The following is a 25,654-nucleotide window of genomic DNA, read 5'->3' as shown; positions in this document are numbered from 1 at the left end:
TCCGGCTGACGGACGTCGTTATGCCACTTCGAAAGGTTCAGTCTGTGGCTCACCATCCGGTCCCATGGTGATCTTCTCAATCTTTTCCTGGGCTTCGCGTAATTTACTTTCGCAATGCGCCTTCAGCTTGGCACCACGATCATAAGCCTCGATCGCCTCATCCAGTTTACCTTCTCCCTGCTCAAGCCGACCAACGATCGTTTTGAGTTCGGCAAGAGCTTCTTCAAAACTCATGCTTTTGATATCGGCGGGACTGGCTTTGGATTGCGAAACGTCGGTCATGGGAACCTCAACTGTTAATTCTTGCGGCACTCTACGTTGTCAGTTTGCATCAGACAAGACCCGGCCCCTGCTGGAAAGAGTATATTTCCCCTCCCTCTCATCCGAAGCCTCACAGCGCCGTTCTAATCTGCTGCATTCATCAAGGCCATGATGTGAAGGGCAACAGAGCGGGACAAAGCATCCGTATTGTAGCCCCCTTCAAGGATCGAGACCAAACGCCGTTCACAAAGCTCATCTGCCAGCTCGACAATCCGCCGCGAGACCCAGCCAAAATCCTCGTCTTCCAGATTGAGAGAGGCAAGCGGGTCCTCCCTGTGCCCATCAAACCCTGCCGACACAATAATCAGGCCAGGCTTGAAGTTCTGTACAGCCGGAAAAATATGATCGTCCATCGCCTTGCGAAATTCATAGGAGCCTCCCCCCGAAGGCAGAGGACAATTAAGGATATTGTTGGCAACGCCCGTTTCCCCAACACTCCCGGTTCCCGGGAAAAGAGGCGATTCATGGCTAGAACCGTAAAACATATTGGGATCATCCCAGAGGATATCCTGGGTTCCGTTACCGTGATGGACATCAAAATCGATCACAGCAACCCTCTCAACACCATGTTCATATCGCGCCTGATAGGCTCCAAGGGCCGGGTTACAAAACAGACAGAACCCCATAGCCCGATGCCGCTCGGCATGGTGTCCAGGTGGACGACTGAGACAAAAGGCATTATCCACATCCTTGTTCATGACAGCGTCAACCGCCGCACAAATTCCCCCTGCAGCTCGAAGGGCTGCCTCTCCCGAGTGCTTACAGACCACCGTGTCCCCATCAAGTGCCACATACCCCGTTGCAGGGATCGCCCGCAGAACCTCACTCACGTGCTCTTCTGTATGTGCCCAATGGAGCTTCCCGCGTTCGATTTCTGGAGATTCTCGACGGTCCAGTTCGTCGAATACAGGCTCGGACAAAGCCCGCATGATTGCCTCAAATCGGTGAGGTGATTCCGGATGGTGAATGCCAGGATCATGCAGTTGACTGGCGGCATGGCTGAAAAGCGCAGTGGTCATTTGGTTTCCTCCGGATAGGTAACACCAAACCAGCATTTGCGAGTATTCCTGGCTGGTCGCTATCATTTCGGTCTAACCCGCCCCGATACTCCACAGGTCAGCGAAATAATCTCATTATTTTTACAAAACACCGACGGATAATTTTATTTTTCTCGTTCAACAGCAGAATCAAACAAACATGTTTTCTTGAAAAAGGATGACATTTCTATAATCATAGCGAGACTTTTCCTCTGGCGATACCTTCTGGTATGCTACACCAAACAAACGGCAGCGTATAATAGTACAGCTGCCGCTATTTTTTCCGCTTTGCACCATAGAGTCGGGGTCTCCCCGGTCTTTGGCGTTTGGCAAGAGTTTCACCAAAGACCCTATTTCGGTTTGATATGATTTCAGGAGGCCGTTTTGCGCCAGCTCTTTGCACCTTTTACCCTTGTCGCCGCTTTGGGTTTGATGGTTCCTACATTCACCGTTTATGCCCAGCAGGATGCCCTTGTCGGTGTTGACGAAGTGCGTACAGAGCAGATGAAACAGACTGTACCGGTAATCGGGAGACTCGTCGCACGACAAACCGGGAATGTTGCTGCCAAAATTGCCGGACCTGTAGAAGACTTCAAAGTCGAGATTGGCGACAAGGTCACAACCGATCAGGTGATTGCCCTGTTAAATTCAGCAACCCTTCGTGCTGATCGGGATCTTGCTGCCAGCGAGGTCAAGGCTGCGCAAAGCCGCCTCGGCACGTTTCAGGCCCGCCTGATACTGGCAGACCAGGAACTAAAGCGGCTGGAAAAACTCCGCTCATCTGCCGCCTTTAATAAATCCCGATATGAAGATGCTGTTCAGAACAGCGCCATCGCCAAAGCTGAGGTTTCACAATCCCGGGCTGATATCGAAACAGCCAAGGCCCGTCTTCGCCGGGCTGAAATCAACTTGAGCTACACTGAAATCAAAGCCCCCTATGACGGGGTAATTCTCAGCCGGGAAACCGAAATAGGCTCTTATGTCCAGACGGGTGATCCTGTCGTTACCCTGTTGTCACGCAACAGCCTTGAGATCGAGGTCGAGGTGCCTTCCCAAAGATTGATCGCCCTAAAAGAGGGCATGGAATTCAGTATAAGCCTTAGCGATGGTACGCCTTTGCAGGCAATGATCAGGGCGATCCTGCCGCGGGAGAACCCCCTGACACGCACGAGGCCTGTCAGGCTCTCTGCCGATTTGCCGAACAAAGACACTCTTGCCGATAACCAGAGTATTACGCTTCTGGTCCCGGCGGGACCCGAGCGGGACGCGGTTACGGTGCACAAAGATGCTGTCATTCAAAGCCCCAATGGACCAATGGTCTATTTAAACGTGGACGGGAAAGCACAACCCCGCCCGGTCCAGCTTGGTCAGCAGATCGGAGAGCGGATCGAAGTTGTCTATGGCCTCATGGCAGGGGATCTGGTTGTCACCCGGGGGAATGAACGTCTTTTCCCGGGAATGTCTTTGCAGATTAACGGCAATGCCCCGGCTGAAGCTGCTCCGGTTACAGAAGAACAGGCCGAGAAAAACGGGGAGGCTTCCTGATGAACCTGATCAAGGTTTCCATCGAACGACCCATAGCGATCATTTCTGCCGTCATCATGGTGGTTCTCTTTGGTGCCGTCGCCCTGCAGATGATCCCGATTCAGCTCACCCCGGATGTCAATCGTCCGGTGATCACCATCCGGACAAACTGGCCTGGAGCCGCGCCAGCAGAAGTTGAACGCCAGATTGTCAACGAACAGGAAGAAAAGCTCAAAGGCCTCGAAAATCTCCACACCATGACCAGTGAGTCAGAATTTGGCCAGGGACGGATTTCGTTGGAATTCAATGTCGGGACAGATATGGGCAAAGCCCTTCTTCTGACGGCGAACAGGCTGGACCGCGTCAGCGGTTACCCGGATGAGGCTGATGAACCTACCCTTGATACAGCAGGTTCAGAAGACAGCCCGATTGCCTGGTTTATTCTGACCCGCCAGAAAGGGAACACCACACCGATTTATCACTACGGTGACTTCGTCGAAGACATCATAAAAGACCGGATAGAACGCGTTCAAGGTGTCAGTGGAGTCAACATCTATGGCGGCAGTGAGCAGGAAATCGAAGTTGTAATCCAGCCACCGCTTCTTGCCCGCTACGGGCTGACCACCGCTTCGGTTGTTTCGACCCTGCGCCAGGCCAGCGCGTCCGTTTCCGCTGGAGATGTGGACGAAGGCAAACGCCGTTACATCGTTCGAACCGAAGGGGAACTCAATACAGTCGAAGCGATCAGGCAGGTTGTTCTGCGGAGCGTACAGGACCCCTTTACCGGTGGAGTATCCAGGGTCACTGTGGGGGACATTGCCCAGGTTGGCTTTAATTACAAGGAACCGACATCCAACATCAGAATGTTTGGTGATGCTGCCCTGGCCTTCAATGCCACCCGCGAAACCGGGGCAAACGTCATTGAGACCATGAACGGTATCTATGAAGCGCTTGAAGAACTCAACAGCAGCGCCGTTCCTCAGGCAGGATTGAAACTTCAACAGGTGTATGATGAAACCATCTACATTACCTCAGCCATAGATCTGGTACAGCAAAACATCTGGTATGGCGGCCTTCTCGCAGCAGTCATCCTGTTGATTTTCCTCCGCTCCGTCAGGGCCACAATCATTATCTCCATGGCTATTCCGGTCTCTGTCGTGGGCTCTTTCGTGGCGATGGCTGTCCTCGGCCGGTCCATCAATGTTATTTCTCTGGCAGGTCTGGCCTTTGCTGTGGGGATGGTCGTCGATGCAGCAATTGTTGTTCTGGAAAATATTTTCCGCTTGAAGGAACAGGGAAAATCACCTGCTGTCGCAGCCTATCAGGGAGCACAGCAGGTCTGGGGAGCAATTCTGGTCTCCGCCCTGACAACCGTAATGGTCTTTATCCCTATTCTGGTCATGGAACTGGAAGTCGGGCAGCTTTTCCGGGATATCGCCGTTGCAATCTCGGTATCCGTGGTTCTGTCTCTTGTCGTATCGATTACGGTTATTCCCGCACTTTCGCGGCGGTTCCTTCGTGAACATGACACCGATGGGAGCGACACCGTAAAACGCATTCCTCTTCCCGGGATAGATCAGTTCGGCACCGGGTTTGTTTCTTTCATCATGGCATCACAGGCGCTGGTGGTTCGACAGAAACTGGTTGCAGTTGCCCTTGTCAGCACAGTCACAGTCATTGCAGCCTTGGGAACCTGGCAGTTTTTACCCAAGCTGGAATACTTGCCAGAAGGGAACAGGAACCTCGTCTTTGGAGTGATTATCCCTCCACCCGGCTATAACCTCGACACAATGACCTCTATCGCAAAAGAAGTCGAAAATTCTGTACGTCATCTCTGGGCGACTGAAACCGGACCTGAATCTGATCCCGGTGCTCCTCCAAAAATGGAACGTTTCTTTTTTGTTGCGACCCAATCGAATACATTTCTCGGAGCCACAGCCATTGATGGCAGCCGGGTTGCAGAACTGATACCGGTTTTGCAGGAACCGGTTTTCAAGGAACCGGGAACCTTTGGCTTTATCAACCAGCCCTCACTCTTTGGGCGAGGTATTGGTGGTGGCCGAAAAATTGACCTCGACATCTCCGGCTCTGACCTTAATCAGATCCTGAATGTTGCCGGGCAAGCGACAGGCAAGATTTTCGCCGTTTTCCCCAAGGAAGCCGGAAACCAGTTTCGCCCGAGACCAGGCCTAGAGCTCGGCGCTCCGGAGGTCAGGGTCTTGCCTGACCGTGTTCGCCTCGCCGACAACGGGGTGTCTGTCAATGAACTGGGAACAGCAATTGATGTCTTTAACGACGGCCTGCGTGTTGATGAAGTGACCGTTGGCAGTAAAAGACTGGATCTGACCCTGAAAGGTCCGAAAGACAGTGTGACCCAGACACAGGGCATCGCAAGTCTGCCCGTCGTCACATCAGAAGGTCTTATTGTCCCGGCTTCCAGCCTGGCTGAAATTATCCTGACCGCCGGACCAACCGAGATCCGTCATCGCGAACGCCTGAGGACCATTACCCTTGAAATCCGGCCAGCCGCGGGCATTCCGCTGGAAGAAGCACTCGAAACCCTTCAAAGAGACGTTATCGCCCCTCTGGAAGCTGCAGGTCTGCCTAGCGACATCAAAATAAGCCTCAGTGGTACTGCAGACAATCTGGCACAGACCTGGGATGCCATGATCGTCAATCTGCTCTTGGCTATTGTCATTGTTTATCTGGTAATGGCTGTTCTCTTCGAAAGCTTTTTCTATCCCCTGATTATCCTGCTTGCTGTGCCGCTGGCCACAGCAGGCGGGGTTGCCGGACTGGCTTTCCTTAACAGCTTTGTTTTCCAACCGCTCGACATGCTGACCCTTTTGGGATTTGTCATTCTCGTCGGGATCGTCGTCAACAATGCCATTCTCGTGGTGCATCAGACACTCTATCATCTGCGGGAGGAAAACATGCCGGCACAGGAAGCCATTCTCGAAGCCACACGCAACCGCATCAGGCCGATCTTCATGTCGACCCTGACATCCGTTGTCGGGATGTTGCCACTGGTTCTGGTTCCCGGCGCGGGATCAGAGCTTTATCGGGGCCTGGGCTCTGTTGTTGTTGGCGGTCTGTCGCTTTCTGCTGTGCTCACACTGCTGATTATTCCTCCCATGCTGTCTCTGATGGAAGGCACCCTGGAAAGGGATCGCAAACGCAGCAAGGAACTGAAATCACGGCCGGGACTGACGGCTGAAGCAGCAGAATAGTCATCACAATCTCCTTTGTGACGTAGCGAAAAAAATGGCCCTCGCGGGATTCCGTGAGGGCCATTTTTATTTAGCCATTTTATTTACAGGCAGAGATTTGTGGCCAGAGATTTGTAGCGTTCAGTTTTTCCTGATGCGAAAAACCATCACATCATCCTCCCTGACCTCAGAAGACAACAACTCGTCCCCTGTGGTCTCGCAGAAATTTTTAAAATCCAGCAAAGCACTTGGATCTGTCGCATGGATCACCAGCTCATCACCCGCAACAAGGGGCTTCATCGCTTTCCGGGCCCGTAAAACCGGGATGGGGCATTTGAGCCCGGTTGCATCAAGAAAATGTTCCGCCATGCTCAGAGATCCTTTTGCCTGTAAGTAAAGCCGAAGGCCACGGTAAGCAACCAGCCCAGAATAAAAAGGCTGCCTCCAACCGGAATATAGGGGCCGTTAAGCGACAGATCGCACAGTGCCTTGAGAAACAGTCCTCCGCTAAAGAACAGCAAACCCAGAGAGAAACAACCACTGGCAATAGTTCGTGCCCGGGAACATCCTGAGCCGGCAGCGCCCAAGGCCGTCAAAGCCAGCAATGCCAAGGCATGAACTAAACCATATAAACTCCCGGTCTGGGCCCAGAGCACCCGCAGTTCGTCTCCTTCAAAGCCATGAGCAGCATAAGCGCCAACCGCAACAGATCCAGCCCCCCAAAGTGCTGCATAGATAATCCAGAATTTCAGCCAGAACCTTGTTGACCCGCTCATCATCATATTTTTCCTGCTTTTGCTCAGACACCAGAATTCATAGAGACAGAAAGAACCACCTGTTATCGCTTCACATCTTGCTTGTCAGCCTGTTTTGCTGCAGTCACCAGCGGAACCAGAGCAGCAAAGATAAAGAACATCACAAACCAGCGATTTTGCCAGATACCATATCCCAGCAAGGCAATGATGAAGAGAGAAACCATCATCGCCTGTATTGCAGGATCATCATCCAGTCCTTTTTTCTTCAACTGGACAAAAAGCGTCCAGATGATCAGACAAACCAGCAACACGCCGATCACGCCAAGTTCCAGCCAGACCTGCAAAGCGAAATTATGCGGATGTAACGAAATAATCCGGCCACCAAGGGCTCGGGTTGTTCCATCCGGCCGCGTATGGACATAATTCTCCACCCCGTTATTGGGATAATCTCGCGCACTGTCAAACCCGGACCCGATCAGTGGATGATCAATAATCTGGCTCCCGACAAAATCCCAGATAAAGAACCGATGCTTGGCCGAAAACGGGATGGACTGCGAGGATTCAGGACCATAGAGGGGTTCAACTTTCTGCACAATCAACGGCATAAGCAGAATGGAGCCCGTCATCAGCACCGGGAGCAGCCAGAACCCGAGGCGTGGTTTTAGAAAAAACATCAAATACCAGATCCCGCCCAGGATCACGGCAAGCAAAGAGCTTTCACTCGGGGCAAAATAAAGCACCCCGATTGGTAGCAAAGGGAGGATGCCCCGTAACAGCCGCGGCAGAGACGAACTATAGATGGCAAACAGCGCCCAGCAGGCAATACCCAGGAAACTTGCCCCTCGATTAAAGCGGGACAGATTCATTGCCTCATCAAGTGTCTTGCCTTTCGCCAACTTGGTAAGCGGTGCAGAAAGATTTGATTCAACCAGCAACAACACCGCCCCCAGGATACAGCCCCAGAGCAAAGCCTTTGCATATTGTTTTTTCACCGCGGCAGATTGCTTCTCGACCGCAGATATCAACAGAAGTCCGCCCAGCGTCAGTGCCAGTAAACGCAACGACAGCAGGAAGGAGTTTTCCGGATTGATCGCCCAGACAGTAGAAAGGCCAACCCAGCCAAAAAAGCCGATCAGCAGCGCAAGCTGTAACCTGCTCAGGCGCGGAAGCTCTCGTGTCTCATAAAAGTGGATCGCAGTCGTGGCGACAGCAACAATCCCGACAAGAGGTACGAGGGCGTTTGAGCTGAATACACTTAGGCTGGGAATCAGAAAAAAAAATAATCTCAGGAAAGGGCCGTTCATAGAAACAACAACTTGGAATAAATGAATTGGAAAAACACCTATAGACGGCTTTGCCGTTACTGTACAGAACCCCTCGTCATCAACACCCACATCGCTGACGGCAAAAGCTGATCGTTACGACGGTTTTTCAAAACAGCTCATCGCCAACTGAACATTGCCGTCTGTTAAACTCTGCTTATATTCAAAAACAGTCTTCTGAATTCAAGAGCCCTCTGTCATGCCAAATTTTGATTCACACCTGCTGACGACACCAGCTGTTCTGGCTGCAGAGATGGCAAGGTTACCCCGTGAAGGCGCCGTTGCTTTCCCGCTGGTTGATGCCGAAGGTTGCCAGAAAATGCTGATGGCAACAGAAGGTCTCTCTTTCAGGGATGGAACGCCGGTTGTCGGCTCTCCCGGCAATGAGGTGACACAGGATTTCAGAATCTGCATGAATTTTAACGAAGCCTCCGCGCTGGACGACTATCAACAGAGTTTTGAAAAACAGCTCAATCAGGCTTTCCAGCTCATGCAACCTCAGCCCTACCCAACACCTTTCAGCTTCAATGACCGGGCAGTGCTCCACTACAGCAAGGGCTCTACAGGGATCTCCCCTCATCGGGATCTGGTGTTTTTTGAGGCTGTGATCGCCATCCTTACCCTGAAAGGCGGAGCCGGATTTTATATCTGCGATGATCGGGAGAAAACCAACGCCCGGCGCATGAATGCCGAAGCAGGCGTTATGATCCTGATGCGCGGCAAGAACTTTGCCGGGTTACCAGATCGCCCGTACCATTATGTCGAAGGCATCACCCGGGACCGGGTCGGCTATGGCCTGCGCTATAATGTTCGGGAACCTGAAGAAAAGGCCCGCTGATGCCGGGGTTGCCATCTTGAGTATCTGGCCAGATACAGCATTCCCCATTCCTGCTGTGCATAGCAGATAAAAGCCTTCCTCCCTTTGCCTCAAGAGCAGAGTTCTGCTACCAATCGCCAGAATTCCACCAAAGTGTATTCCTTCCCTTTTCTGTATCGGCAGGATGCAAGGCTGGTAACAGGACAAGAGTAAATGAAAACCGACCTTTTTGATTTCGACCTGCCGCGTGAGGTTATTGCTCAACGCCCGGCAGACCCTCGCGACATGGCCAAGCTCCTGTCCGTTGGCGCCGCTTTCGAAGATCATCATATGATCAATCTGCCAGACCTTGTTCAACCTGGCGACCTTCTGGTCTTCAACGACACCAAAGTTATCCCTGCCCGCCTGAAAGGCAAAAGAGGAGAAGCCGGGATTGAGGTCACCCTGCACAAACAGGAGCCGCCTTCAGAAAAAGGAGGAGCCCGCTGGTGGACCTTTGCCAAGCCAGCAAAGAAACTCCGGCCTGACGATGTCGTACGCTTTGCCGATGGCTTCAGCGCAACTGTCGAAAACAAACTTGATGGCGGAGAGGTCCTGCTCTCTTTTGATCTGCCGCCGGAGGAACTCTATCCCTATCTCGAACAATACGGCAAGATGCCCCTGCCCCCCTATATCCAGCGGGAAGCAGGCTCTGACCAGCACGATGCAGAAGATTACCAGACCCGCTTTGCCCGTCATAAGGGCGCGGTTGCGGCCCCAACAGCCAGCCTGCATTATACAGACCGGCTCATGCAGGCGCTGGAGGAACGGGGAATAGAGCACCTGACCCTGACACTGCATGTTGGCGCCGGGACATTCCTGCCGGTCAAGGTCGATGATATCCGCGATCACAAGATGCACAGCGAGATTGGTCACATTACCCCAGAAGCAGCAGAAAAGATCAATGCTGTGAAGGCACGGGGCGGGCGTATCATTGCCGTTGGAACCACGGCTCTACGGTTGTTGGAAAGTGCTTCCGAAGAAGATGGCACACTCAAACCCTTTGACGGCGAAACCGATATCTTTATCAGCCCCGGGTATCGTTTCAGGATTGTCGATCTGCTTCTGACCAATTTTCATCTGCCCCGCTCCACCCTTTTCATGCTGGTATCCGCCTTTGCCGGGCTGGACCGCATGCGAGCGGCCTATCAATATGCCATGGATAATGGTTATCGTTTTTACTCCTACGGAGACTGCAGCCTGTTGCAGCGTGAGGACCGTCTATGAATACTCCAGCCCCAAAATTCGGCTATGAACTGAAAGCTACCGAAGGCAAAGCCCGCCGCGGCGAAGTCACCACTGCACACGGAACCTTCCAGACTCCGGCCTTTATGACTGTAGGAACCGCCGGAACGGTGAAGGGGCTTACCCCGGATCAACTGCGCCTTACCGGGGCAGAGGTCGTGCTGGGCAATACATATCATCTGATGCTGCGTCCAACTGCTGAACTGGTCGCCCGTCATGGAGGCCTGCACAAGTTCATGAACTGGCCGCATCCCATTTTGACGGATTCCGGCGGCTATCAGGTCATGTCCCTGTCGGGATTGCGCAAAATTACGGAAGAGGGTGTAAAATTCCAGTCTCATATCGACGGCAGCAAACACAATCTGACACCTGAACGCTCGATGGAAATCCAGGATCTGCTGGATTCCAACATCACGATGGTTCTGGACGAATGCACGCCTTATCCCGCAACACACAAAGAAGCCGCAGATTCAATGCGGCGTTCCATGCGTTGGGCCGAACGTTGCCGCAAGGCCTTCCGGAATCGTGACGGGTATGGTTTGTTCGGAATCGTTCAGGGTTCAACCTATGAAGACCTGCGCAAGGAATCAGCCGAAGCCCTCATTGATATCGGCTTTGAAGGTTATGCTGTTGGCGGGCTCGCTGTTGGAGAAGGACAGGAAGTCATGTTCGAGGTTCTCGATCATACTGTCCCGCATCTGCCAGAAGACAAACCCCGCTATCTGATGGGTGTGGGGAAACCCGCCGACCTGGTTGGGGCCGTGGCCCGTGGTATTGACATGTTTGACTGTGTTCTGCCAACCCGGTCCGGCCGTAATGCGCAGGGCTTCACACGTCGTGGGGCCATCAACATGCGTAACAAGCGCCATCAGGATGATCATCGCCCCATAGATGACCAGTGCAGCTGTATGGCTTGTACTCAATTCAGCAGAGCCTACTTGCGCCACCTGTTCATCGCCAAGGAAATGCTTGGCCCCGTGTTGTTGACCATTCACAACCTGGCTTATTATCAGGAGCTGATGGCGGGGATGCGCGAGGCCATTGCAGCTGGAACCTTTGCAGCCTTTCAGGAGGAATTTTATCGTCTCCAGGCCGGAGGTGATATAGAACCTCTGGATTAATATCAGCGGTGTAATATTGCGGCTCAATCACCTATGATAAAATAATCAAACCATCTTCAGATCATCCCACAACTGCCACACAGGAGGAGGTTTAACATGAAAAAAAAATCTCCTCCGCCCCTTATCACTGATCCGGCTGCCGCCATCCGCGAGCAGGCTCTGTCGCTCAAATTTGATGCCGTCGGCTTTTCCCCCGCCGAAATCAATGAACAGACCAAAGAAAACCTGCGCACCTTTCTGGCCAGGGGATACCATGGTGATATGGGCTGGATGGAAAACCGTCTTGAATGGCGCGAGAACCCGACCGCCATGTGGGAAGACGCAAAAAGCATTATCGTTCTCGGCGTCAACTACGGTCCGTCCGAACCTCCCCTGGCGAATCTCGCCTATGACGAACGGGGCAACATTTCAGTCTATGCCCGAAACAGGGATTACCATGACTTCATCAAAAAAAGACTGAAAGCCCTGGCCCGCTGGATGGTCGAGAACCTGGGATGTCAGGTCAAGGTTTTCGTCGATACAGCCCCGGTTCTGGAAAAGGTCGCCGCTGCCCAGTCCGGCATTGGCTGGCAGGGAAAGAACACCCATCTGGTTTCACGCGAACATGGATCATGGCTGTTCCTCGGCGAAATTTATACCGACCTCGACCTCAAGCCAGAGCAAAAAGAAGAAGATCACTGTGGCACCTGCAACCGCTGCCTGACCGTCTGTCCGACGGATGCTTTCCCGGCCCCCTATGTTCTTGATGCAAAACGCTGCATTTCTTATCTCACGATAGAATATCACGGACACATAGCCAGGGAGTTTCGTGCCCCCATGGGCAATCGGATTTATGGTTGTGACGATTGCATCGCCGTATGCCCCTGGAACAAATTCGCCGAACCCACCAGTGAAGAGAACGTCTATCCCCGGATTGAACTCACCGCCCCCCGTCTGGCAGATCTTGCCGAACTGGACGATGCAGGCTTTCGCCAGATTTTCTCTGGGTCACCGGTCAAAAGGATAGGGCGGGATCGTTTTATCCGGAATGTTCTGATCGGTCTGGGGAATTGTGGTGATGCCGCAATTACACCAAGAATAACCCCTCTGTTGTCCGATCCCTCCCCCTATGTCAGAGCTATGGCTGTCTGGGCGTTGGGACGTCTTCAGGACCACAAAGATTTTTCAGCACTGCGCCATCAACATCTCTCTGGCGAAACAGATCCCGATGTCGTTGAAGAGTGGAAAAACCCTCAGCTTCCGACCGAGGAACGTTTGGGCCCTTTGGGATAACAGACAAAAGAAACCTTGGCCCCCTGAAACATCGGGCATCCATTCCAGAGCAAATCTTCCCCGCGGGGTTCCAGCCGACCAGTTCCACAGATTTCCCGCGCAAACTCAAGAACCTGTTGCGGTGTATTAAGCTGACTACCGTAACAGACACCAAATCCCCAGGGACTGTACTCATTTTTGCCATACGTCTGAATACTTTGCTCTACGACTGTCTGAACCTTTCGCGAAGCGTCTACCTTGATGGGTTCATTTGCACAGGCACTGACCAGGAGCAAAGCGCCACTCACAAATAAAAGTCTTTTCAAGCAGACAGAAAAAAGAGAATTTTTGAACATCATATGGCTTCTGGACATGGCTTGTTTTCCTGCTTTTTCTGTCTTCTGCCAAGTTGCGAAACCACGATGCCGATAAAGATGACCAGCAGTGCAATAAAAGCTTCGGCATCATACCGTTCAGACAGAAACAGGTATCCCCAAAACATTCCCGCAACAGGGACAATATAGTTGTTCAAGGCAGTATAGGTCGCCCCGACGGTCGACAGAAGGTAATAAAGAATCGTATAGGCGATTGCTGTCGAGATGACGGCAAGAGCCAGGAGCGCGAGAAGACTGCGCCCGGATGGCTCCAGCTGCAATGGTGCTTCCAGGACAAAAGCCAGCGGCAAGGCCATCAAAGAGGCCAGCAGAAGGATAGAGGCACCGTTTACCAACGGATCCTGTTTAGTCAACCCACTCTTGCGCGCGTAAACAGAGGTAATACCGTAACAGAATGAAGCAACAGCGACAGCCAGTTGTCCCAATACGGAATCGCCCAGACCACGTAATGCCTCTGGTCCCACCAGCAAAATCACTCCGGCAAAACCGATAGAGGTTCCAGCAAGTTTTGGCAGGGATAGTTTCTCGTCATCCGTCCAGAAATGGGCAACCACCAGTGTTGAAAGTGGGATGATTGCCATCAAAATTGCAGCAAGCCCGGATTCTATATGTAATTCGCCCCAGGAGATCAGAATAAAGGGCAGAATATTACCCGAGATTGCAACGACAGCGTATTTTCGCCAGATACTTATTCCTGTAGGAATTTTTTTTCTTAAAGCAAAAACCAAGGCAGCCATCACAAGAAAAGCCAGGAGCAGGCGAAAGGCTGTCAAGGTAACAGGGGTAATGCTTTCAAGGGAAATTTTGATAAAGAGAAAAGAACTTCCCCAAATCGCCCCCAACAGAAGCAGTAATATATATTGGTGCAATTCAGGTTTTTGTGGCGACATCTCTTGAGAGCATTCCAGAAAGTTGTGGCATCGCCCGCCAACCGGGCGGGCGTCACTGTTCCAAGAAAATTACCCAGATGCAATCGTTAACTGGAAAACAAGCGTTTGCCTCAAAACAAACCGAAAAAAGTAGACTCCAGATTATCTGTATCACCCAGCCTGTTCAGCTGCATTCTGCGAGTCTATATTGGTTTTTGCTTCGTTACTGATAACCTTGAGCTGATCAACATGTGAAGAAAGAGACTGGACGATCGCCCCGATTTCAGTCGTTGCCTGGCTGGTTTGACCGGCCAGTTGCTTGACTTCTCCGGCAACAACAGCAAACCCCTTACCAGCATCTCCTGCCCGGGCAGCTTCGATTGTGGCGTTAAGGGCAAGCAAATTTGTCTGACGCGCGATGGCATCAATCTGCTGGGCAACCTGACCAACCTTTTCGATTTCGATACCAAGCTGAGCAATTTCTTCAAAAATCTTTGTAATACTCTTTTCGAAAATACTGGTGTTTGAATTCATAATCTATAGCTCCCGTTGATCAGGATTAAAGTGATAACAACCATGCCCTTAACACCAGATTAACCAACGTCGAAAATTTGATAAATCTGCATTTATTTTTCGCGTGCCCCTCAAAATTGATTAGCTTCATCAAAAAAGCGGCGGGCAATCAGATTAAAAGAACACAAAAACCCGCAGGAAGCGATAATTTCAGTGATTACGCTATCTGAAGGTTGATAGACATCGACTTTACAATCTATGCTCTACATTGCTCTGGCTTTTACCGGGGTACTATTCACCTTTATTTAAGGGGATAGTGTTATCTTCAGCGTCTGAACCAGACAAATAAATCCGCTCGCAGGAGCAATTAAAGAAAAATCTTTGATCGAGAGGGTGTGGGTCTCGGAGTGATTTTAAATATACGCAACTCCATCTGCGGCAAGCTGCTGTCGATATACATTCCTTTGATCAGCATCAGCCTGTTGCTGCTGTTTACCGTTCTCGAAAGCCGGAATATTCACAAGCTGAATTCCGAACTGGGAACTCGCCTGGAAAAGATGGTGGATATACAGGGAACGGCGCTGTCGACCCCCGTATGGAACTATGACCTTGATTCCATTCAGGCAACTCTGCTTGCCCTTTCCCGAAATCCTGAGTTTCACTCAGCACAGGTTTATGATACCGACGGACTTGTTCTCGCAGAACTCACCAGCGAGACAGCCAGTACGATCGAGGCCGCCCTGACCCGGGAAACGGCGATAAAACACAACTCGTTTGACCGTCTGGAAACCATCGGGTCCGTCAAAGTCAGTTTTCACGATGCGCTGATCTCTGCAGAAATCAGAGAACGCCTGATCTTTGATGGTCTCGTGATGGTCGTCACCATCCTGGTACTATCAGCCCTTACTTTTCTCGGCGCAAACTCCTATATCGGGGTTCCACTCAAGCTTCTCCTTGAATCAATCCAGACAGAAAAACAGCACAAGAATCGCGCCGCTGTTAACTGGACATCAAACGACGAACTTGGCGCAGTGGTTACAGCATACAACGATCTGCTCCAGAAACAGTCTGCTTATGAAGCGGCAGTTAAGGCCAGTGAGTTGAGAGCCAAACGCTCCGAAGCCCAGCTCACCCAGGCGATCGAAACCATGTCTGAGGGCTTTGCCCTTTATGATCAGGACGACAAACTGGTTCTGTGTAACAGCAACTACCGGAATATTTCAGCCAAACGGGCCCGGATCATTACCCTTGGCTCCCGCTTTGAAGACATCATTCGCGAGCTGGTCTATGCCGGGGATTTTGTCGGCACAGAGGGGCATGAAGAAGAGTTCATCCGGGAAACCTATAACAGTCACAAATCCCTGCAGGAACGGATGATCCTGCACCTGAGTAACGGCACCTGGCTGCAATACAATCACCGGCAAACTCCCGCCCGTGAAATCGTGGTTCTCGCCACCGACATCACCCCTTTGAAAAATCAGGAACGGGAAATCCGCCGGGCCAAGGAAATTGCCGATCAGGCCAATACCGCAAAATCACAGTTTCTTGCCAATATGAGCCACGAACTGCGCACGCCGCTCAACGCAATCCTTGGTTTCTCTGAAATCATGAAAAGTGAACTTATGGGGCCGCTTGGATCGCAACACTACAAATCCTATTGTCAGGACATCCATTCCTCAGGAACACACCTGCTGGATCTGATCAATGACATTCTGGATCTTTCCAAGATCGAAGCCGGCGCTTTTGAACTCCATGACGAGACAGTGGATCTTACCCAGACGGCTCGTGCAGCACACAAACTTGTCGTCGGCCAGTCCTCTTCAGATCATGTCCCTGTCACCCTGAACATGACCCTGGATCTGCCTTACGTGAAAGCAGATCTCCGGGCGGTAAAACAGATCTTGCTCAACCTGCTTTCCAACGCGGTCAAGTTCACCCCCCAAGGTGGCGAAGTTGTTCTTTCCGCAGAGGAAAACTCTGATGGCAGCCTTTCCATCGCGGTCAAGGATACCGGGATCGGTATCCCCTCACATGAACTAGAACGGATTCTGGAGCCATTTATCCGGGCAGACACCCCCATGACCAGAGCCTTTGAAGGTACTGGCTTGGGCCTCCCGCTGGTTAAATCCCTGATGGAGCAGCACGGCGGCACCCTGAAGCTGGAGAGCAAAATCAACAAGGGAACAACCGCGACCATAACCTTCCCGGCCAACCGGGTTCTCAAAAACGAGGGCAACCCGATTCGGGAGGGCAAGTCAGCCCTGACCCGGGTCTGATCCTGCGCCCTGTAATTACTTCTCGACGTTCTTCTGCCGAATACTGAAAGGGCCCGTAACATATGTTACGGGCCCTTTCAGTATTGTGATTTGTTTCAACAGCTCCTAAGCAGAGTAACGATACTCGCTCATCGCATCCAGCAACCAGTCCACCAGATACTCTGCAAACGAGGGCCGGACAAACATGCGGAAAACAGGTTTGTCATCCAGCATCTGCAAAATGACCGGCGCCTTGGCAACACGGGTCTGGACAACCTGTCCCGGGACAAAGGACTGAGGGTCCATATCCAGACGACAGCTCTTCTTCATCACGTTACGGGCCTGGGCACCGCTGAGCTCCAGTGTGGTCCGGTTACCGGAAACATCGATAACTGCCACGTGTTGTCCCGACAGGGCATCACGCAGTTTGGCAACCAGATCGTTCTGGGCATCAACCGGGCCAATAATCTGCCACTCATCCGGGCTGAGCCAGAAAATGGTCAGATCCCCTTTTGTGACATAGCTGTTCGGTGTGGTTGGCACAGCCAGCCCTGTGACTGACTTGACCCCGGCAACAAACTTCTTGTCGTCGCTATTGCCTCGAATATTGACCTGAGCCAGAAATGGAATTTCTGTCAGAACAACGCCGTTGTCACCCGTGACTGAACCGTTGACCATAGCTTCTGCTTTGTTGGCGATGATACTGCGGCGGAAATTATCAACCATCACGACGTTCCCCTTTCTGATCATAGAAAACCGGGCTGACAATTTTGACCTTTGTCACCTTGCCGCGGTCGTGCGCATAGATCCACTGCCCCATCCTGTTATGACCATCCTTGACCATAGCCATGGCAATGGAATGATCCAGGTTCGGGCTCCAATAAGCCGACGTCACATGGCCGACCATCGGTGCCGGTGTCGGATTGACCCGTTCATAGGTAAGCTGGGCACCCTCGGTCAGAACCTCTTTCGGGTTCTCTGTCATCAGACCAACAAGCTGTTTGCGGTCAGGCCGTTTGGTATCCTCGCGTACAAAGGAGCGGCGTCCGATGAAATCGCTTTTGCTTTTGGCAATGATCCAGTCCATCCCCAGATCCTGGGGTGTCTGGGTGCCATCGGTATCCTGACCGATAATGACAAAACCCTTTTCTGCACGAAGGACGTGCATGGTCTCGGTACCATAAGGAGTGATGTCGTACTTTGCTCCCAACTCCATACATTTTTCCCACATATGAAGCCCGTGCCAGTTCCGCACGTTGATCTCGTAGGAAAGATCTCCGGTAAAGGAAATACGGAAGACCCTTGCAGGTACTCCGGCAACTTCGCCTTCGCGCCAGGTCATGAAGGGGAACGCCTCGTTGGAGAAGTCCATCTCCGGCGCCAGCTCTTCCATAAGCGCGCGGGCTTTTGGCCCACCGATAGAAAGTGTCGACCATTCTTCTGTCACGGACGTACAGTAGACTTCAAGGTCAGGCCACTCGGTCTGCAGGTATTCCTCGAGCCAGTCAAGAACCCCGGCAGCCCCCCCTGTGGTGGTCGTCATGTGGAAGTGATTTTCCCCCAGTCTGGAAGTCACACCGTCATCAAAGACCATTCCGTCTTCCTTGAGCATAAAGCCGTAACGGCAGGAACCCACCGGAAGCTTCAGCCAGGCGTTGGTGTAGATCATGTTCAGGAACTGTGCTGCATCTTTGCCCTGAATATCGATCTTGCCGAGTGTAGAGGCGTCAAGGATGCCGACACCATCACGCAGGGCCTTGCTCTCGCGGGTCACGGCTGCATGCATGTCTTCCCCGGCCTTCGGGTAATACCAGGCGCGTTGCCACTGACCTACAGGTTCAAAGGTTGCCCCGTGCTCAAGATGCCAGCTGTACATAGGCGTCCGTCGGACAGGATCAGCCAGATCACCGTTGATTCCCCGCCCGGCCAGAGCACCAAAGGTGACTGGTGTATAAGGAGGACGGAAAGTGGTTGTCCCAACCTGCGGAATTGCCTTGCCCAGCTGTGCCGAGAGAATAGCCAGACCATTTACGTTGGAGAGTTTCCCCTGATCCGTCGCCATACCCGTCGTGGTAAAACGCTTCATATGTTCGACAGAGTGCATCCCCTCACGCGCCGCCAGCATAATATCAGCAGCGGTCACATCGTGCTGATAATCGACGAAGTGTTTGCGCGGTCCCTGCCCCACCGGATGGTCCGTTGGCACAACCCAGATCGCCTTGAGCGGCTTCTCGGCAACAACAACAGCTTTCGGCGCGGCAGGAGCTTTCCCCTTGCCAAAACCGCTATCCTGGGCAGCAAGCGCCCCGGCAGTCATGCCCTCTTCCAGAGCCGACTGAAGGTCAAAGGTTCCTTTACAGGCCCCGACAGTCCGTTCTTTCTGGGAAGAAATATTTGGCAGGAAGCAGGCTTTTTCCTCGTCGTAACGCAGTTTCCCGATTGACTGGGAGAAAAGGTGAACAGCGGGGTTCCACCCGCCAGACATCAGGATGGTATCACACTCGATCCGGCGCTTTGCTCCGGTGATTTTCTCACCATCGGAAGAAATCTGGGCGATCTCGATTGCCTTCAGACGCTTGCGTCCTTCTGTGGCAACGATCCCTGCCCCCGTAACAACCTCAATACCTTTTTGACGTGCCGTGTTTGGCAGCTCACCATCGGCAACTTCACGCAGATCGACAACCAGTGGAATTGCCATTCCCGCATCGACGAGATCAATAGCAACCTTGTAAGCACTGTCATTGTTGGTGAATACAACACCGCGTTTACCTGGCAAAGCACCATACCTGTTGGCATAGGCCTGACCGGAAGCCGCCAGCATGATACCGGGACGATCGTTATCGGCAAAAACCAGAGGACGTTCATGAGACCCCGTCGCCAGAACAACCTGCTTGGCGCGGAAATGCCAGACACGGTGGCGTGCCAGCTCCGGTTTTGCCCCAGGACCGAAATGATCCGTCCGACGCTCGTGAACCGTAATGTAGTTGTGGTCGTAATACCCGAAGGCATTTGCCCGTTTCAACAGGCGGACGTTGTCCATGGCTTCCAGTTCGGCAACAGCAGAAGCCACCCACTCAAGTGCAGGGCGACCATCAATAATTTCCTTGCTGTTGAGCAGGGAACCACCGAATTCCACCTGTTCATCACAGAGCACCACACGGGCACCGGATTTCCCGGCGGCCAGGGCCGCTGCCAGACCGGCAGGCCCGGCCCCGATAACCATGACTTCACAGAACTCGTTCATGTGATCATAGGTGTCCGGATCTTTTTCCCGTGGCAAAACCCCGAGCCCGGCCATCCGGCGGATCATCGGTTCGTAAACCGTCATCCACATGGACTTGGGATCCATAAAGGTTTTGTAATAGAAACCCGCCACGAACAGACGTGATGCCAGACCGTTCACAGCCAGAACATCAAAATTGACACTCGGCCAGCAGTTGACTGATTTGGCGATCAGCCCTTCATAGAGCTCGATCTGGGTTGCGCGCAGGTTTGGTTCGCTACGAGGCCCTGTTTCCAGCTGGATGATCGCATTTGGTTCTTCTGATCCACAGGTCAAAATACCCCGTGGACGGTGTGTCTTGAAGCTTCGTCCAACCAGATGAACACCATTAGCCACAAGCGCCGAGGCGAGAGTATCTCCCTCTGCTCCACGGTAGGCTTTACCATTGAAGGTAAAGTTGATCACTTTGGAACGGTCTACTCGGGTTCCTTGTGATGTACGGAATTTTTCGGTCATCACGCGCCCTCTTTCTTGTCAGCAGCCGTTTTTCTGGCTGGCTTTTTGGCCTCAGAAGGTGCCGGCGATTTTGCGGAAGCCTTTGCTGCGGCTTTCACAGGTGCAGTCGCATCCGGCAAATCAAGTTTCTCACCTGCTTTGTAGACAGCGACAATTTCGTTGGTCACTGTGTTACGCGCAACGTTAAACCAGCGGCGACATCCGTCAGAATGAACCCACCGTTCGCGATGAACACCTTTGGTATTCGTCCGCATGAAGACGTATTCAGCCCATTCAGCATCCGTCAGCTCATCAGGATTTTCTGGCCGGGCGATATGCGCCTCGCCGCCATAGTGGTATTCGGTTTCGTCGCGTTCACCACACCAGGGACATTTGATATAAAGCATCGAAAAAACTCCTTAGTGAGCTACACCGGCAGCGCCGTGTTCATCAACCAGCGCACCTGTTATAAAGCGATCGATTGAGAAAGGCGCATTGAGAGGATGCGGCTCATCCTTGGCAATCGTATGGGCATAACAGAAACCGGAGCCCGGTGTTGCCTTGAAGCCACCAGTTCCCCAACCTGCATTGACATAGAGGTTCTTAACTGGTGTTTTGCCAACGATCGGCGAGGCATCCGGACAGGTATCAACAATACCACCCCAGGAACGCATCAGACGTGTCCGGCTGAACAGCGGGAAAAGCTCCATAGCTGCAGCCAACTGGTTCTCAATCACATGCAATGATCCGCGCTGGCTGTAGCCGACATAGGGATCGATCCCCGCACCCATGACCAGTTCGCCCTTGTCTGACTGGGACACATAGACATGTACCGCGTTCGACATGACTACACAGTCGATAACAGGCTTCATTGGTTCGGACACAAGCGCCTGCAACGGATGGGATTCAATCGGCAAGCGGATCCCGGCCATTTCAGCCACTACTGAAGTATGTCCGGCACAGGCCATGGCAACTTTCTTTGCCTTGATCTCACCCCGGCTTGTACGCACGCCCTTGATCACACCGCCTTCGACCACCAGCCCCTGAACTTCACAGTTCTGGATCACATCAACGCCCATGGCATCAGCCCCACGGGCATAACCCCAGGCCACAGCATCGTGGCGGGCAGTGCCGCCCCGGCGCTGCAGGGTCGCACCCAAAACAGGATAACGGCTGTTTTTCGAGATATTGATAATCGGACAGAATTCTTTGACCTGTTCGGCATTGAGCCACTCGGCGTCAATCCCGTTCAGGTTATTCGCATTCACACGGCGAACCGATTCACGAACATCCCCCAGATTATGCGCAAGGTTCATCACCCCGCGTTGGGAGAACATCACGTTGTAGTTCAGCTCCTGGGACAGGTTCTCCCAAAGCTTCATGGCGTTTTCATAAAACAGACCAGACTCATCCCAAAGATAGTTGGAACGCACAATCGTCGTATTCCGACCTGTGTTCCCCCCACCGAGCCAGCCCTTTTCGATCACGGCAACATTTGTAATGCCATGTTCCTTGGCAAGGTAATAGGCCGTAGCCAAACCGTGACCACCAGCACCAATAATGACGACATCATATTCCGGTTTTGGTTCCGGGCTGCGCCATTGACTGGGCCAGTTCTGATGCCAGCTCATGGCATTGCGGGCCAGGCTGAAAATCGAAAAACGGGACATGCCGTCAATACTCCTCTGTTAGTTGTCGGTATCCTACGCCGAGTTGAACCTCGCGACCATGTACAACGAAGACAAGATGATTGAATACTTGCGACATTCTGTTACCCTGTCTGTCTGATAGCGACCCTAAATATCCTCTTGTTCAATCAAGTCAGAAAAAGGCCTGAGAGCCAGTGAATACAACCGTGAACAAAAACAAACTCCCGCCTGAAGCTCCAGTACAGAGCCTTGACAAGAAGATTTCCCTAAGTGTCGCATTTATACTCCTGCCCAACTTCACCCTGACACCATTCTCATCCGTAATTGATGTTCTGCGCCTTGCTGCAGATGAAGGAGATTTCAGCCGGCCACTGAAGTGCCGCTGGTCACTGATCAGTCCAAAACCGGGAAAACCTGTCAAATCCAGTTGCGGAATAGAAATTACCCCAACACAGGATATAGCAGATTTGGGCCAGTACGACTATCTCGTCGTGGTTGGCGGCCTTCTGCACAAGGGTCCCCAGGCTGATGCCGAAACCATTAAGGTCCTGCAACAGGCTGCCGCACTTGGCGTCAGCATCGTTGGCCTTTGTACTGGCAGCTTTGCCATGATCCGTGCCGGCCTGATGAACGGGCGAAGATGTTGTGTCAGCTGGTACCACCACAACGATTTCCTTGAGGAATTCAGCGATGTAAAACCGGTGGCCGACCAGATGTACGTGATCGATGGCAAGCGCATTACCTGTGCAGGCGGCGCTGGCGCGCTGGATCTTGCTGCCTGGCTGGTCGAACGCCATCTGGGCAAGGCCATTGCCCAGAAAAGCCTGCGCATCCTGCTGGTCGAAAAAGTTCGCTCGGCCAATGCCCCCCAGCCCCAGCCACCAACCATCAAGCTCTCGCGCAATGACAGGGTTAGAAAAGCTGTGCTGACCATGGAACAGAATATGAGCACGCCGCTTTCTGTCGAGGACATTGCCCGACGGGTAAATATCTCCAAACGGCAGCTGGAGCGGATTTTCAGCGAACACCTCAACATGAGCCCGCAAGCCTGTTACCGTGAACTCAGATTACGCTATGGTCTTTGGCAATTGCTGAACACGGAAAAGGCAATCAGCGACATCGCCGCCGATTGCGGATTTTCTGATGCCTCACATTTTTCCCGCCACTTCAGCAAGACCTTTAAACGCCCCCCCTCCTCCATCCGGAGCGCCCCCGACGAAGGGCAGGAAATTCTCCGCGCGCTGGTCGAGGAAGGCATATAAGAGAGGCAGGCCGCTGCTCGGCTCGTTCCCCCTTGCAACAAAAAACAGGCCCTCTAGAGGGCCTGTTTTTTGTTAGTCGCTATCCAGCAGATTATATCTTCTGGAACGATCAGGAAATAATCCCGCGGATGCGGTCTGAACGACGACGCAAGATCTCCACTGTTGCCAGCATAATAACCGAAAAGGTAATCAGAATGGTCGCAACGGCGAGAATGGTCGGGCTGATCTGCTCGCGAATACCGGACCACATCTGCATTGGAATGGTCCGTTGCTCGACCCCGGCAATAAAGATCGCCACGATAACTTCATCAAAAGATGTCATCAGGGCAAAAAGCGCCCCTGAAATCACGCCCGTCATAATCAGCGGCATGGTGATCTTGAAGAAGGTATAGGTCGGTGTCGCGCCCAGATTGGCCGCAGCTTTGACCAGATTGTGATCAAACCCGCTGAGTGTTGCTGTCACCGTGATAACAACAAACGGCGTTCCCAACGCAGTGTGCGCAAGAATAAGTCCCAGATAGCTCTGGGAAATCCCCAGCGAGGAATAGAAAAAGAACATCCCTGCAGCAGCGATAATCAACGGCACGATCATCGGGGAAATCAAAAGCCCCATAATAAGGCCCTTGTAAGGTAGCTCAGAACGACTCAACCCCAAAGCCGCAAGTGTCCCAAGAGAGGCAGCAAGAAACGTGGAGAAGAAAGCGACAATGACAGAGTTCTTGATTGATTCCAGCCAGCGGTCACTGGTGAGAAATTCCTCATACCAACGGGTTGAGTAAGCATCAGGATCGAGGGTCAACATCCCCTGGGTAAAGCTGAAATAGGGTTCAGCATTAAACGACAGCGGTACAATCACAAGGATCGGCGCAATCAGAAAAATAAACACGGCCGCACAGAAAACGCGAAAGGCATAATACCATGTACGTTCGAGTGGGCCAGCATAGGAAGGAACAGCCATATCTCTTACCCCAGCTTGACGTTGTTAACACCGACAAAGCGGCTATAGAGACCATAGATACCCATCACCAGAACCAATAGCATCACACCCAGAGCCGCAGCCATTCCCCAGTTCAGAGAGCCCTGCATATGATAGGCGATCAGGTTACCGATAAACTGTCCGGACTGGCCACCAACCAGAGCCGGAGTGATGTAATACCCGATGGCAAGAATGAAAACCAGAATGGCCCCAGCAGAAATCCCCGGTATCGTTTGGGGTAAATAGACCTGCCAGAAAGCCGTCCAAGGATTAGCGCCCAGTGATCGGGCTGCTCTCAGATAACTCGGAGGTACTGTTTTCATTACAGAGTAAAGCGGCAGGATCATGAAGGGCAACAGGATATGGGTCATCGCAATCACGGTTCCCAAAGCATTATAGATCATCTGCAGCCGCTGTTCATCCGCAATGATACCCAGCCAGACCAGCAAATCATTCAAGATACCTTGGGATTGCAACATCGCAATCCAGGAGCTTGTTCTGACCAGAAGTGATGTCCAGAACGGCAGCAGCACCAGAATCATCAGAACGTTTGCTTTTTTGACCGGCAAAGATGCAAGGAAGTAGGAAACCGGATAGCCCAAAAGAACCGTCATAGCTGTGATCAGCATGGACATCCACAGCGTGCGCCAAAACAGCTTCAGATAAATCTGCTGGTTTTCCGGCACAAAAGACACTTCACCATCAGGGGAGGTTTCCATGTCGAGCGCAGCTACATAATAAGACGTCGTGTAAGGAGAACTTAAGCGTTTGATAACTTTCCAGTTATCAATATCAGCCCAGTCTTTATCGGCCTCGATTAGCGCTTCTTTATATGGCGGTTCTATACGGGAAATCTTTCGCGCTGATCCCATGATCAGACTGCGCATGCCACTGCTCTCGTAATTCAAGCGCGTGGCAGCCTTACCAATTTCCTTGCTCTCTCGACCCGCAATCAGGTCCTGAGCTAGCGCGGCAAATATCGCTTCGTCTGGCAGCTCTTGACCATCCCAATCCTGAAGGGCTGCAGAAGTCAAAGGCATGTATTCGTTGACTTGAGGATCTTCCACACTCCGGATCAGCATGTTGCCAATCGGCGCGACAAAAGTTACCAAAATAAACACGACAAGAGGAGCTACGAGCAGGCACGCTCTAACCTTGTTCCGAAAGAGGGAACGATGTAGGTCAGCCTTGAGTCTCTTCTGTTCTTCCGGGCTCAGATCACCCGAGGCATCGACTGTTATTGCCATGAATTTTTCCCAGACGCACCTCGTTTGCAAACCCTCTTATATAAAGGGTCTGTACAAGGTTTTTTTCTCCTGACAGATATCAGGAATCATTAAATCAGCTGTCTTGTATAATACGGTTGAGGGAGCCCG

The 25,654-nt window shown here is 52.3% G+C and carries 22 protein-coding genes; 8 read left to right on the top strand and 14 right to left on the bottom strand.

The features are described from left to right. Positions 1-18: 18 nt before the first annotated feature. Entirely contained in the window at positions 19-282 is a 264-nt protein-coding gene (locus O4H49_RS01025) for an exodeoxyribonuclease VII small subunit (RefSeq protein WP_269421547.1), read from the bottom strand. Between the two features lie 122 nt (positions 283-404). Continuing rightward, entirely contained in the window at positions 405-1,340 is a 936-nt protein-coding gene (locus tag O4H49_RS01020) for a histone deacetylase family protein (protein ID WP_269421546.1), read from the bottom strand. 402 nt (positions 1,341-1,742) lie between these two features. On the opposite strand from O4H49_RS01020, the gene O4H49_RS01015 reads away from it, so the two are divergent. Together O4H49_RS01015 and O4H49_RS01010 are read left to right on the top strand one after the other, a co-directional pair. Continuing rightward, entirely contained in the window at positions 1,743-2,903 is a 1,161-nt protein-coding gene (locus tag O4H49_RS01015) for an efflux RND transporter periplasmic adaptor subunit (RefSeq protein WP_269421545.1), read from the top strand. Next, the gene (locus O4H49_RS01010) at positions 2,903-6,112 is read left to right on the top strand and encodes an efflux RND transporter permease subunit (RefSeq protein WP_269421544.1); all 3,210 of its coding nucleotides are present in this window, start codon (positions 2,903-2,905) and stop codon (positions 6,110-6,112) included. Before O4H49_RS01015 ends, O4H49_RS01010 begins: the two co-directional genes overlap by 1 nt. Before the next feature lie 120 nt (positions 6,113-6,232). Here O4H49_RS01010 and O4H49_RS01005 read toward each other — a convergent pair whose 3' ends face one another. Genes O4H49_RS01005 through O4H49_RS00995 form a run of 3 tightly spaced genes read right to left on the bottom strand, consistent with a single transcriptional unit; the run spans position 6,233 to position 8,150 of the window. Next, entirely contained in the window at positions 6,233-6,460 is a 228-nt protein-coding gene (locus O4H49_RS01005; RefSeq protein WP_269421543.1) for a sulfurtransferase TusA family protein, read from the bottom strand. 2 nt (positions 6,461-6,462) lie between these two features. After that, a complete protein-coding gene (locus O4H49_RS01000) occupies positions 6,463-6,873 on the bottom strand; it encodes a DUF423 domain-containing protein (RefSeq protein ID WP_269421542.1) in 411 nt (136 codons plus the stop codon). A 56-nt stretch (positions 6,874-6,929) separates the two neighbouring features. Further along, on the bottom strand, positions 6,930-8,150 hold the full coding sequence (locus O4H49_RS00995) for an O-antigen ligase family protein (RefSeq protein WP_269421541.1): 1,221 nt from the start codon (positions 8,148-8,150) through the stop codon (positions 6,930-6,932). Between the two features lie 217 nt (positions 8,151-8,367). Between O4H49_RS00995 and O4H49_RS00990 the strand changes: the two genes are divergently transcribed. From O4H49_RS00990 to queG, 4 genes are all read left to right on the top strand, one after another. Continuing rightward, positions 8,368-9,006: a hypothetical protein gene (locus O4H49_RS00990; protein WP_269421540.1), complete on the top strand. Its 639-nt coding sequence runs from the start codon at positions 8,368-8,370 to the stop codon at positions 9,004-9,006. Positions 9,007-9,198: 192 nt separating this feature from the next. Next, a complete protein-coding gene (gene queA, locus O4H49_RS00985; protein WP_269421539.1) occupies positions 9,199-10,251 on the top strand; it encodes a tRNA preQ1(34) S-adenosylmethionine ribosyltransferase-isomerase QueA in 1,053 nt (350 codons plus the stop codon). Further along, complete coding sequence (tgt, locus tag O4H49_RS00980) at positions 10,248-11,390, top strand: tRNA guanosine(34) transglycosylase Tgt (RefSeq protein WP_269421538.1); 1,143 nt, start codon at positions 10,248-10,250, stop codon at positions 11,388-11,390. Before queA ends, tgt begins: the two co-directional genes overlap by 4 nt. 96 nt (positions 11,391-11,486) lie before the next feature. Beyond that, positions 11,487-12,662 carry a tRNA epoxyqueuosine(34) reductase QueG gene (queG, locus tag O4H49_RS00975; protein WP_269421537.1) on the top strand — a complete coding sequence of 392 codons (1,176 nt, stop codon included), beginning with the start codon at positions 11,487-11,489 and terminating at the stop codon, positions 12,660-12,662. Here the strand turns inward: queG and O4H49_RS00970 are convergent. The 3 genes from O4H49_RS00970 to O4H49_RS00960 form a co-directional block, all read right to left on the bottom strand. After that, positions 12,623-12,949 (bottom strand): hypothetical protein, encoded by a 327-nt coding sequence (locus O4H49_RS00970; RefSeq protein WP_269421536.1) that lies wholly within the window; start codon positions 12,947-12,949, stop codon positions 12,623-12,625. The two genes, queG and O4H49_RS00970, sit on opposite strands and share 40 nt — an antisense overlap. A gap of 47 nt (positions 12,950-12,996) precedes the next feature. Beyond that, positions 12,997-13,926, bottom strand: a complete 930-nt coding sequence (locus tag O4H49_RS00965) for a DMT family transporter (RefSeq protein WP_269421535.1) — start codon at positions 13,924-13,926, stop codon at positions 12,997-12,999. Between the two features lie 150 nt (positions 13,927-14,076). Further along, positions 14,077-14,439, bottom strand: a complete 363-nt coding sequence (locus O4H49_RS00960; RefSeq protein ID WP_269421534.1) for a methyl-accepting chemotaxis protein — start codon at positions 14,437-14,439, stop codon at positions 14,077-14,079. Between the two features lie 386 nt (positions 14,440-14,825). Here O4H49_RS00960 and O4H49_RS00955 point away from each other — a divergent pair, with 386 nt between their 5' ends. Further along, positions 14,826-16,694 carry a sensor histidine kinase gene (locus O4H49_RS00955; RefSeq protein ID WP_269421533.1) on the top strand — a complete coding sequence of 623 codons (1,869 nt, stop codon included), beginning with the start codon at positions 14,826-14,828 and terminating at the stop codon, positions 16,692-16,694. 105 nt (positions 16,695-16,799) lie between these two features. On the opposite strand, the gene O4H49_RS00950 is transcribed toward O4H49_RS00955, so the two are convergent. The 4 genes from O4H49_RS00950 to O4H49_RS00935 are packed head-to-tail and all read right to left on the bottom strand — an operon-like array spanning position 16,800 to position 22,061. Beyond that, positions 16,800-17,399, bottom strand: a complete 600-nt coding sequence (locus O4H49_RS00950) for a sarcosine oxidase subunit gamma (protein WP_269421532.1) — start codon at positions 17,397-17,399, stop codon at positions 16,800-16,802. Continuing rightward, positions 17,392-20,412: a sarcosine oxidase subunit alpha gene (locus tag O4H49_RS00945; protein ID WP_269421531.1), complete on the bottom strand. Its 3,021-nt coding sequence runs from the start codon at positions 20,410-20,412 to the stop codon at positions 17,392-17,394. The genes O4H49_RS00950 and O4H49_RS00945 overlap by 8 nt, the downstream gene beginning before the upstream one ends. Further along, positions 20,412-20,798, bottom strand: a complete 387-nt coding sequence (locus tag O4H49_RS00940; RefSeq protein WP_269421530.1) for a sarcosine oxidase subunit delta — start codon at positions 20,796-20,798, stop codon at positions 20,412-20,414. The genes O4H49_RS00945 and O4H49_RS00940 overlap by 1 nt, the downstream gene beginning before the upstream one ends. Positions 20,799-20,810: 12 nt before the next feature. After that, positions 20,811-22,061 carry a sarcosine oxidase subunit beta family protein gene (locus O4H49_RS00935; RefSeq protein WP_269421529.1) on the bottom strand — a complete coding sequence of 417 codons (1,251 nt, stop codon included), beginning with the start codon at positions 22,059-22,061 and terminating at the stop codon, positions 20,811-20,813. Between the two features lie 185 nt (positions 22,062-22,246). Between O4H49_RS00935 and O4H49_RS00930 the strand changes: the two genes are divergently transcribed. Beyond that, complete coding sequence (locus O4H49_RS00930) at positions 22,247-23,302, top strand: GlxA family transcriptional regulator (RefSeq protein ID WP_269421528.1); 1,056 nt, start codon at positions 22,247-22,249, stop codon at positions 23,300-23,302. 109 nt (positions 23,303-23,411) lie between these two features. Here O4H49_RS00930 and O4H49_RS00925 read toward each other — a convergent pair whose 3' ends face one another. Further along, positions 23,412-24,260, bottom strand: a complete 849-nt coding sequence (locus O4H49_RS00925; protein WP_269421527.1) for an ABC transporter permease — start codon at positions 24,258-24,260, stop codon at positions 23,412-23,414. A 5-nt stretch (positions 24,261-24,265) separates the two neighbouring features. Next, complete coding sequence (locus tag O4H49_RS00920) at positions 24,266-25,525, bottom strand: ABC transporter permease (protein WP_269421526.1); 1,260 nt, start codon at positions 25,523-25,525, stop codon at positions 24,266-24,268. Between the last annotated feature and the right edge of the window lie 129 nt (positions 25,526-25,654).

The organism is Kiloniella laminariae (assembly GCF_027214005.1).
Classification (GTDB): Bacteria; Pseudomonadota; Alphaproteobacteria; order Kiloniellales; family Kiloniellaceae; genus Kiloniella; species Kiloniella laminariae_A.
This window is presented reverse-complemented; position numbering and strand designations above follow the sequence as displayed.

Bases quoted from the DNA above. Each gene is read 5' to 3' on its own strand.
- O4H49_RS01020 (WP_269421546.1), bottom strand. From the start codon at position 1,340: ATGACCACTGCGCTTTTCAGCCATGCCGCCAGTCAACTGCATGATCCT.
- O4H49_RS01025 (WP_269421547.1), bottom strand. From the start codon at position 282: ATGACCGACGTTTCGCAATCCAAAGCCAGTCCCGCCGATATCAAAAGC.
- O4H49_RS01010 (WP_269421544.1), top strand. From the start codon at position 2,903: ATGAACCTGATCAAGGTTTCCATCGAACGACCCATAGCGATCATTTCT.
- O4H49_RS00920 (WP_269421526.1), bottom strand. From the start codon at position 25,525: ATGGCAATAACAGTCGATGCCTCGGGTGATCTGAGCCCGGAAGAACAG.
- queG (WP_269421537.1), top strand. From the start codon at position 11,487: ATGAAAAAAAAATCTCCTCCGCCCCTTATCACTGATCCGGCTGCCGCC.
- O4H49_RS00935 (WP_269421529.1), bottom strand. From the start codon at position 22,061: ATGTCCCGTTTTTCGATTTTCAGCCTGGCCCGCAATGCCATGAGCTGG.
- O4H49_RS00925 (WP_269421527.1), bottom strand. From the start codon at position 24,260: ATGGCTGTTCCTTCCTATGCTGGCCCACTCGAACGTACATGGTATTAT.
- O4H49_RS00990 (WP_269421540.1), top strand. From the start codon at position 8,368: ATGCCAAATTTTGATTCACACCTGCTGACGACACCAGCTGTTCTGGCT.
- O4H49_RS00995 (WP_269421541.1), bottom strand. From the start codon at position 8,150: ATGAACGGCCCTTTCCTGAGATTATTTTTTTTTCTGATTCCCAGCCTA.
- O4H49_RS00950 (WP_269421532.1), bottom strand. From the start codon at position 17,399: ATGGTTGATAATTTCCGCCGCAGTATCATCGCCAACAAAGCAGAAGCT.
- O4H49_RS01005 (WP_269421543.1), bottom strand. From the start codon at position 6,460: ATGGCGGAACATTTTCTTGATGCAACCGGGCTCAAATGCCCCATCCCG.
- O4H49_RS00960 (WP_269421534.1), bottom strand. From the start codon at position 14,439: ATGAATTCAAACACCAGTATTTTCGAAAAGAGTATTACAAAGATTTTT.
- O4H49_RS00945 (WP_269421531.1), bottom strand. From the start codon at position 20,412: ATGACCGAAAAATTCCGTACATCACAAGGAACCCGAGTAGACCGTTCC.
- queA (WP_269421539.1), top strand. From the start codon at position 9,199: ATGAAAACCGACCTTTTTGATTTCGACCTGCCGCGTGAGGTTATTGCT.
- tgt (WP_269421538.1), top strand. From the start codon at position 10,248: ATGAATACTCCAGCCCCAAAATTCGGCTATGAACTGAAAGCTACCGAA.
- O4H49_RS00940 (WP_269421530.1), bottom strand. From the start codon at position 20,798: ATGCTTTATATCAAATGTCCCTGGTGTGGTGAACGCGACGAAACCGAA.
- O4H49_RS00965 (WP_269421535.1), bottom strand. From the start codon at position 13,926: ATGTCGCCACAAAAACCTGAATTGCACCAATATATATTACTGCTTCTG.
- O4H49_RS01000 (WP_269421542.1), bottom strand. From the start codon at position 6,873: ATGATGATGAGCGGGTCAACAAGGTTCTGGCTGAAATTCTGGATTATC.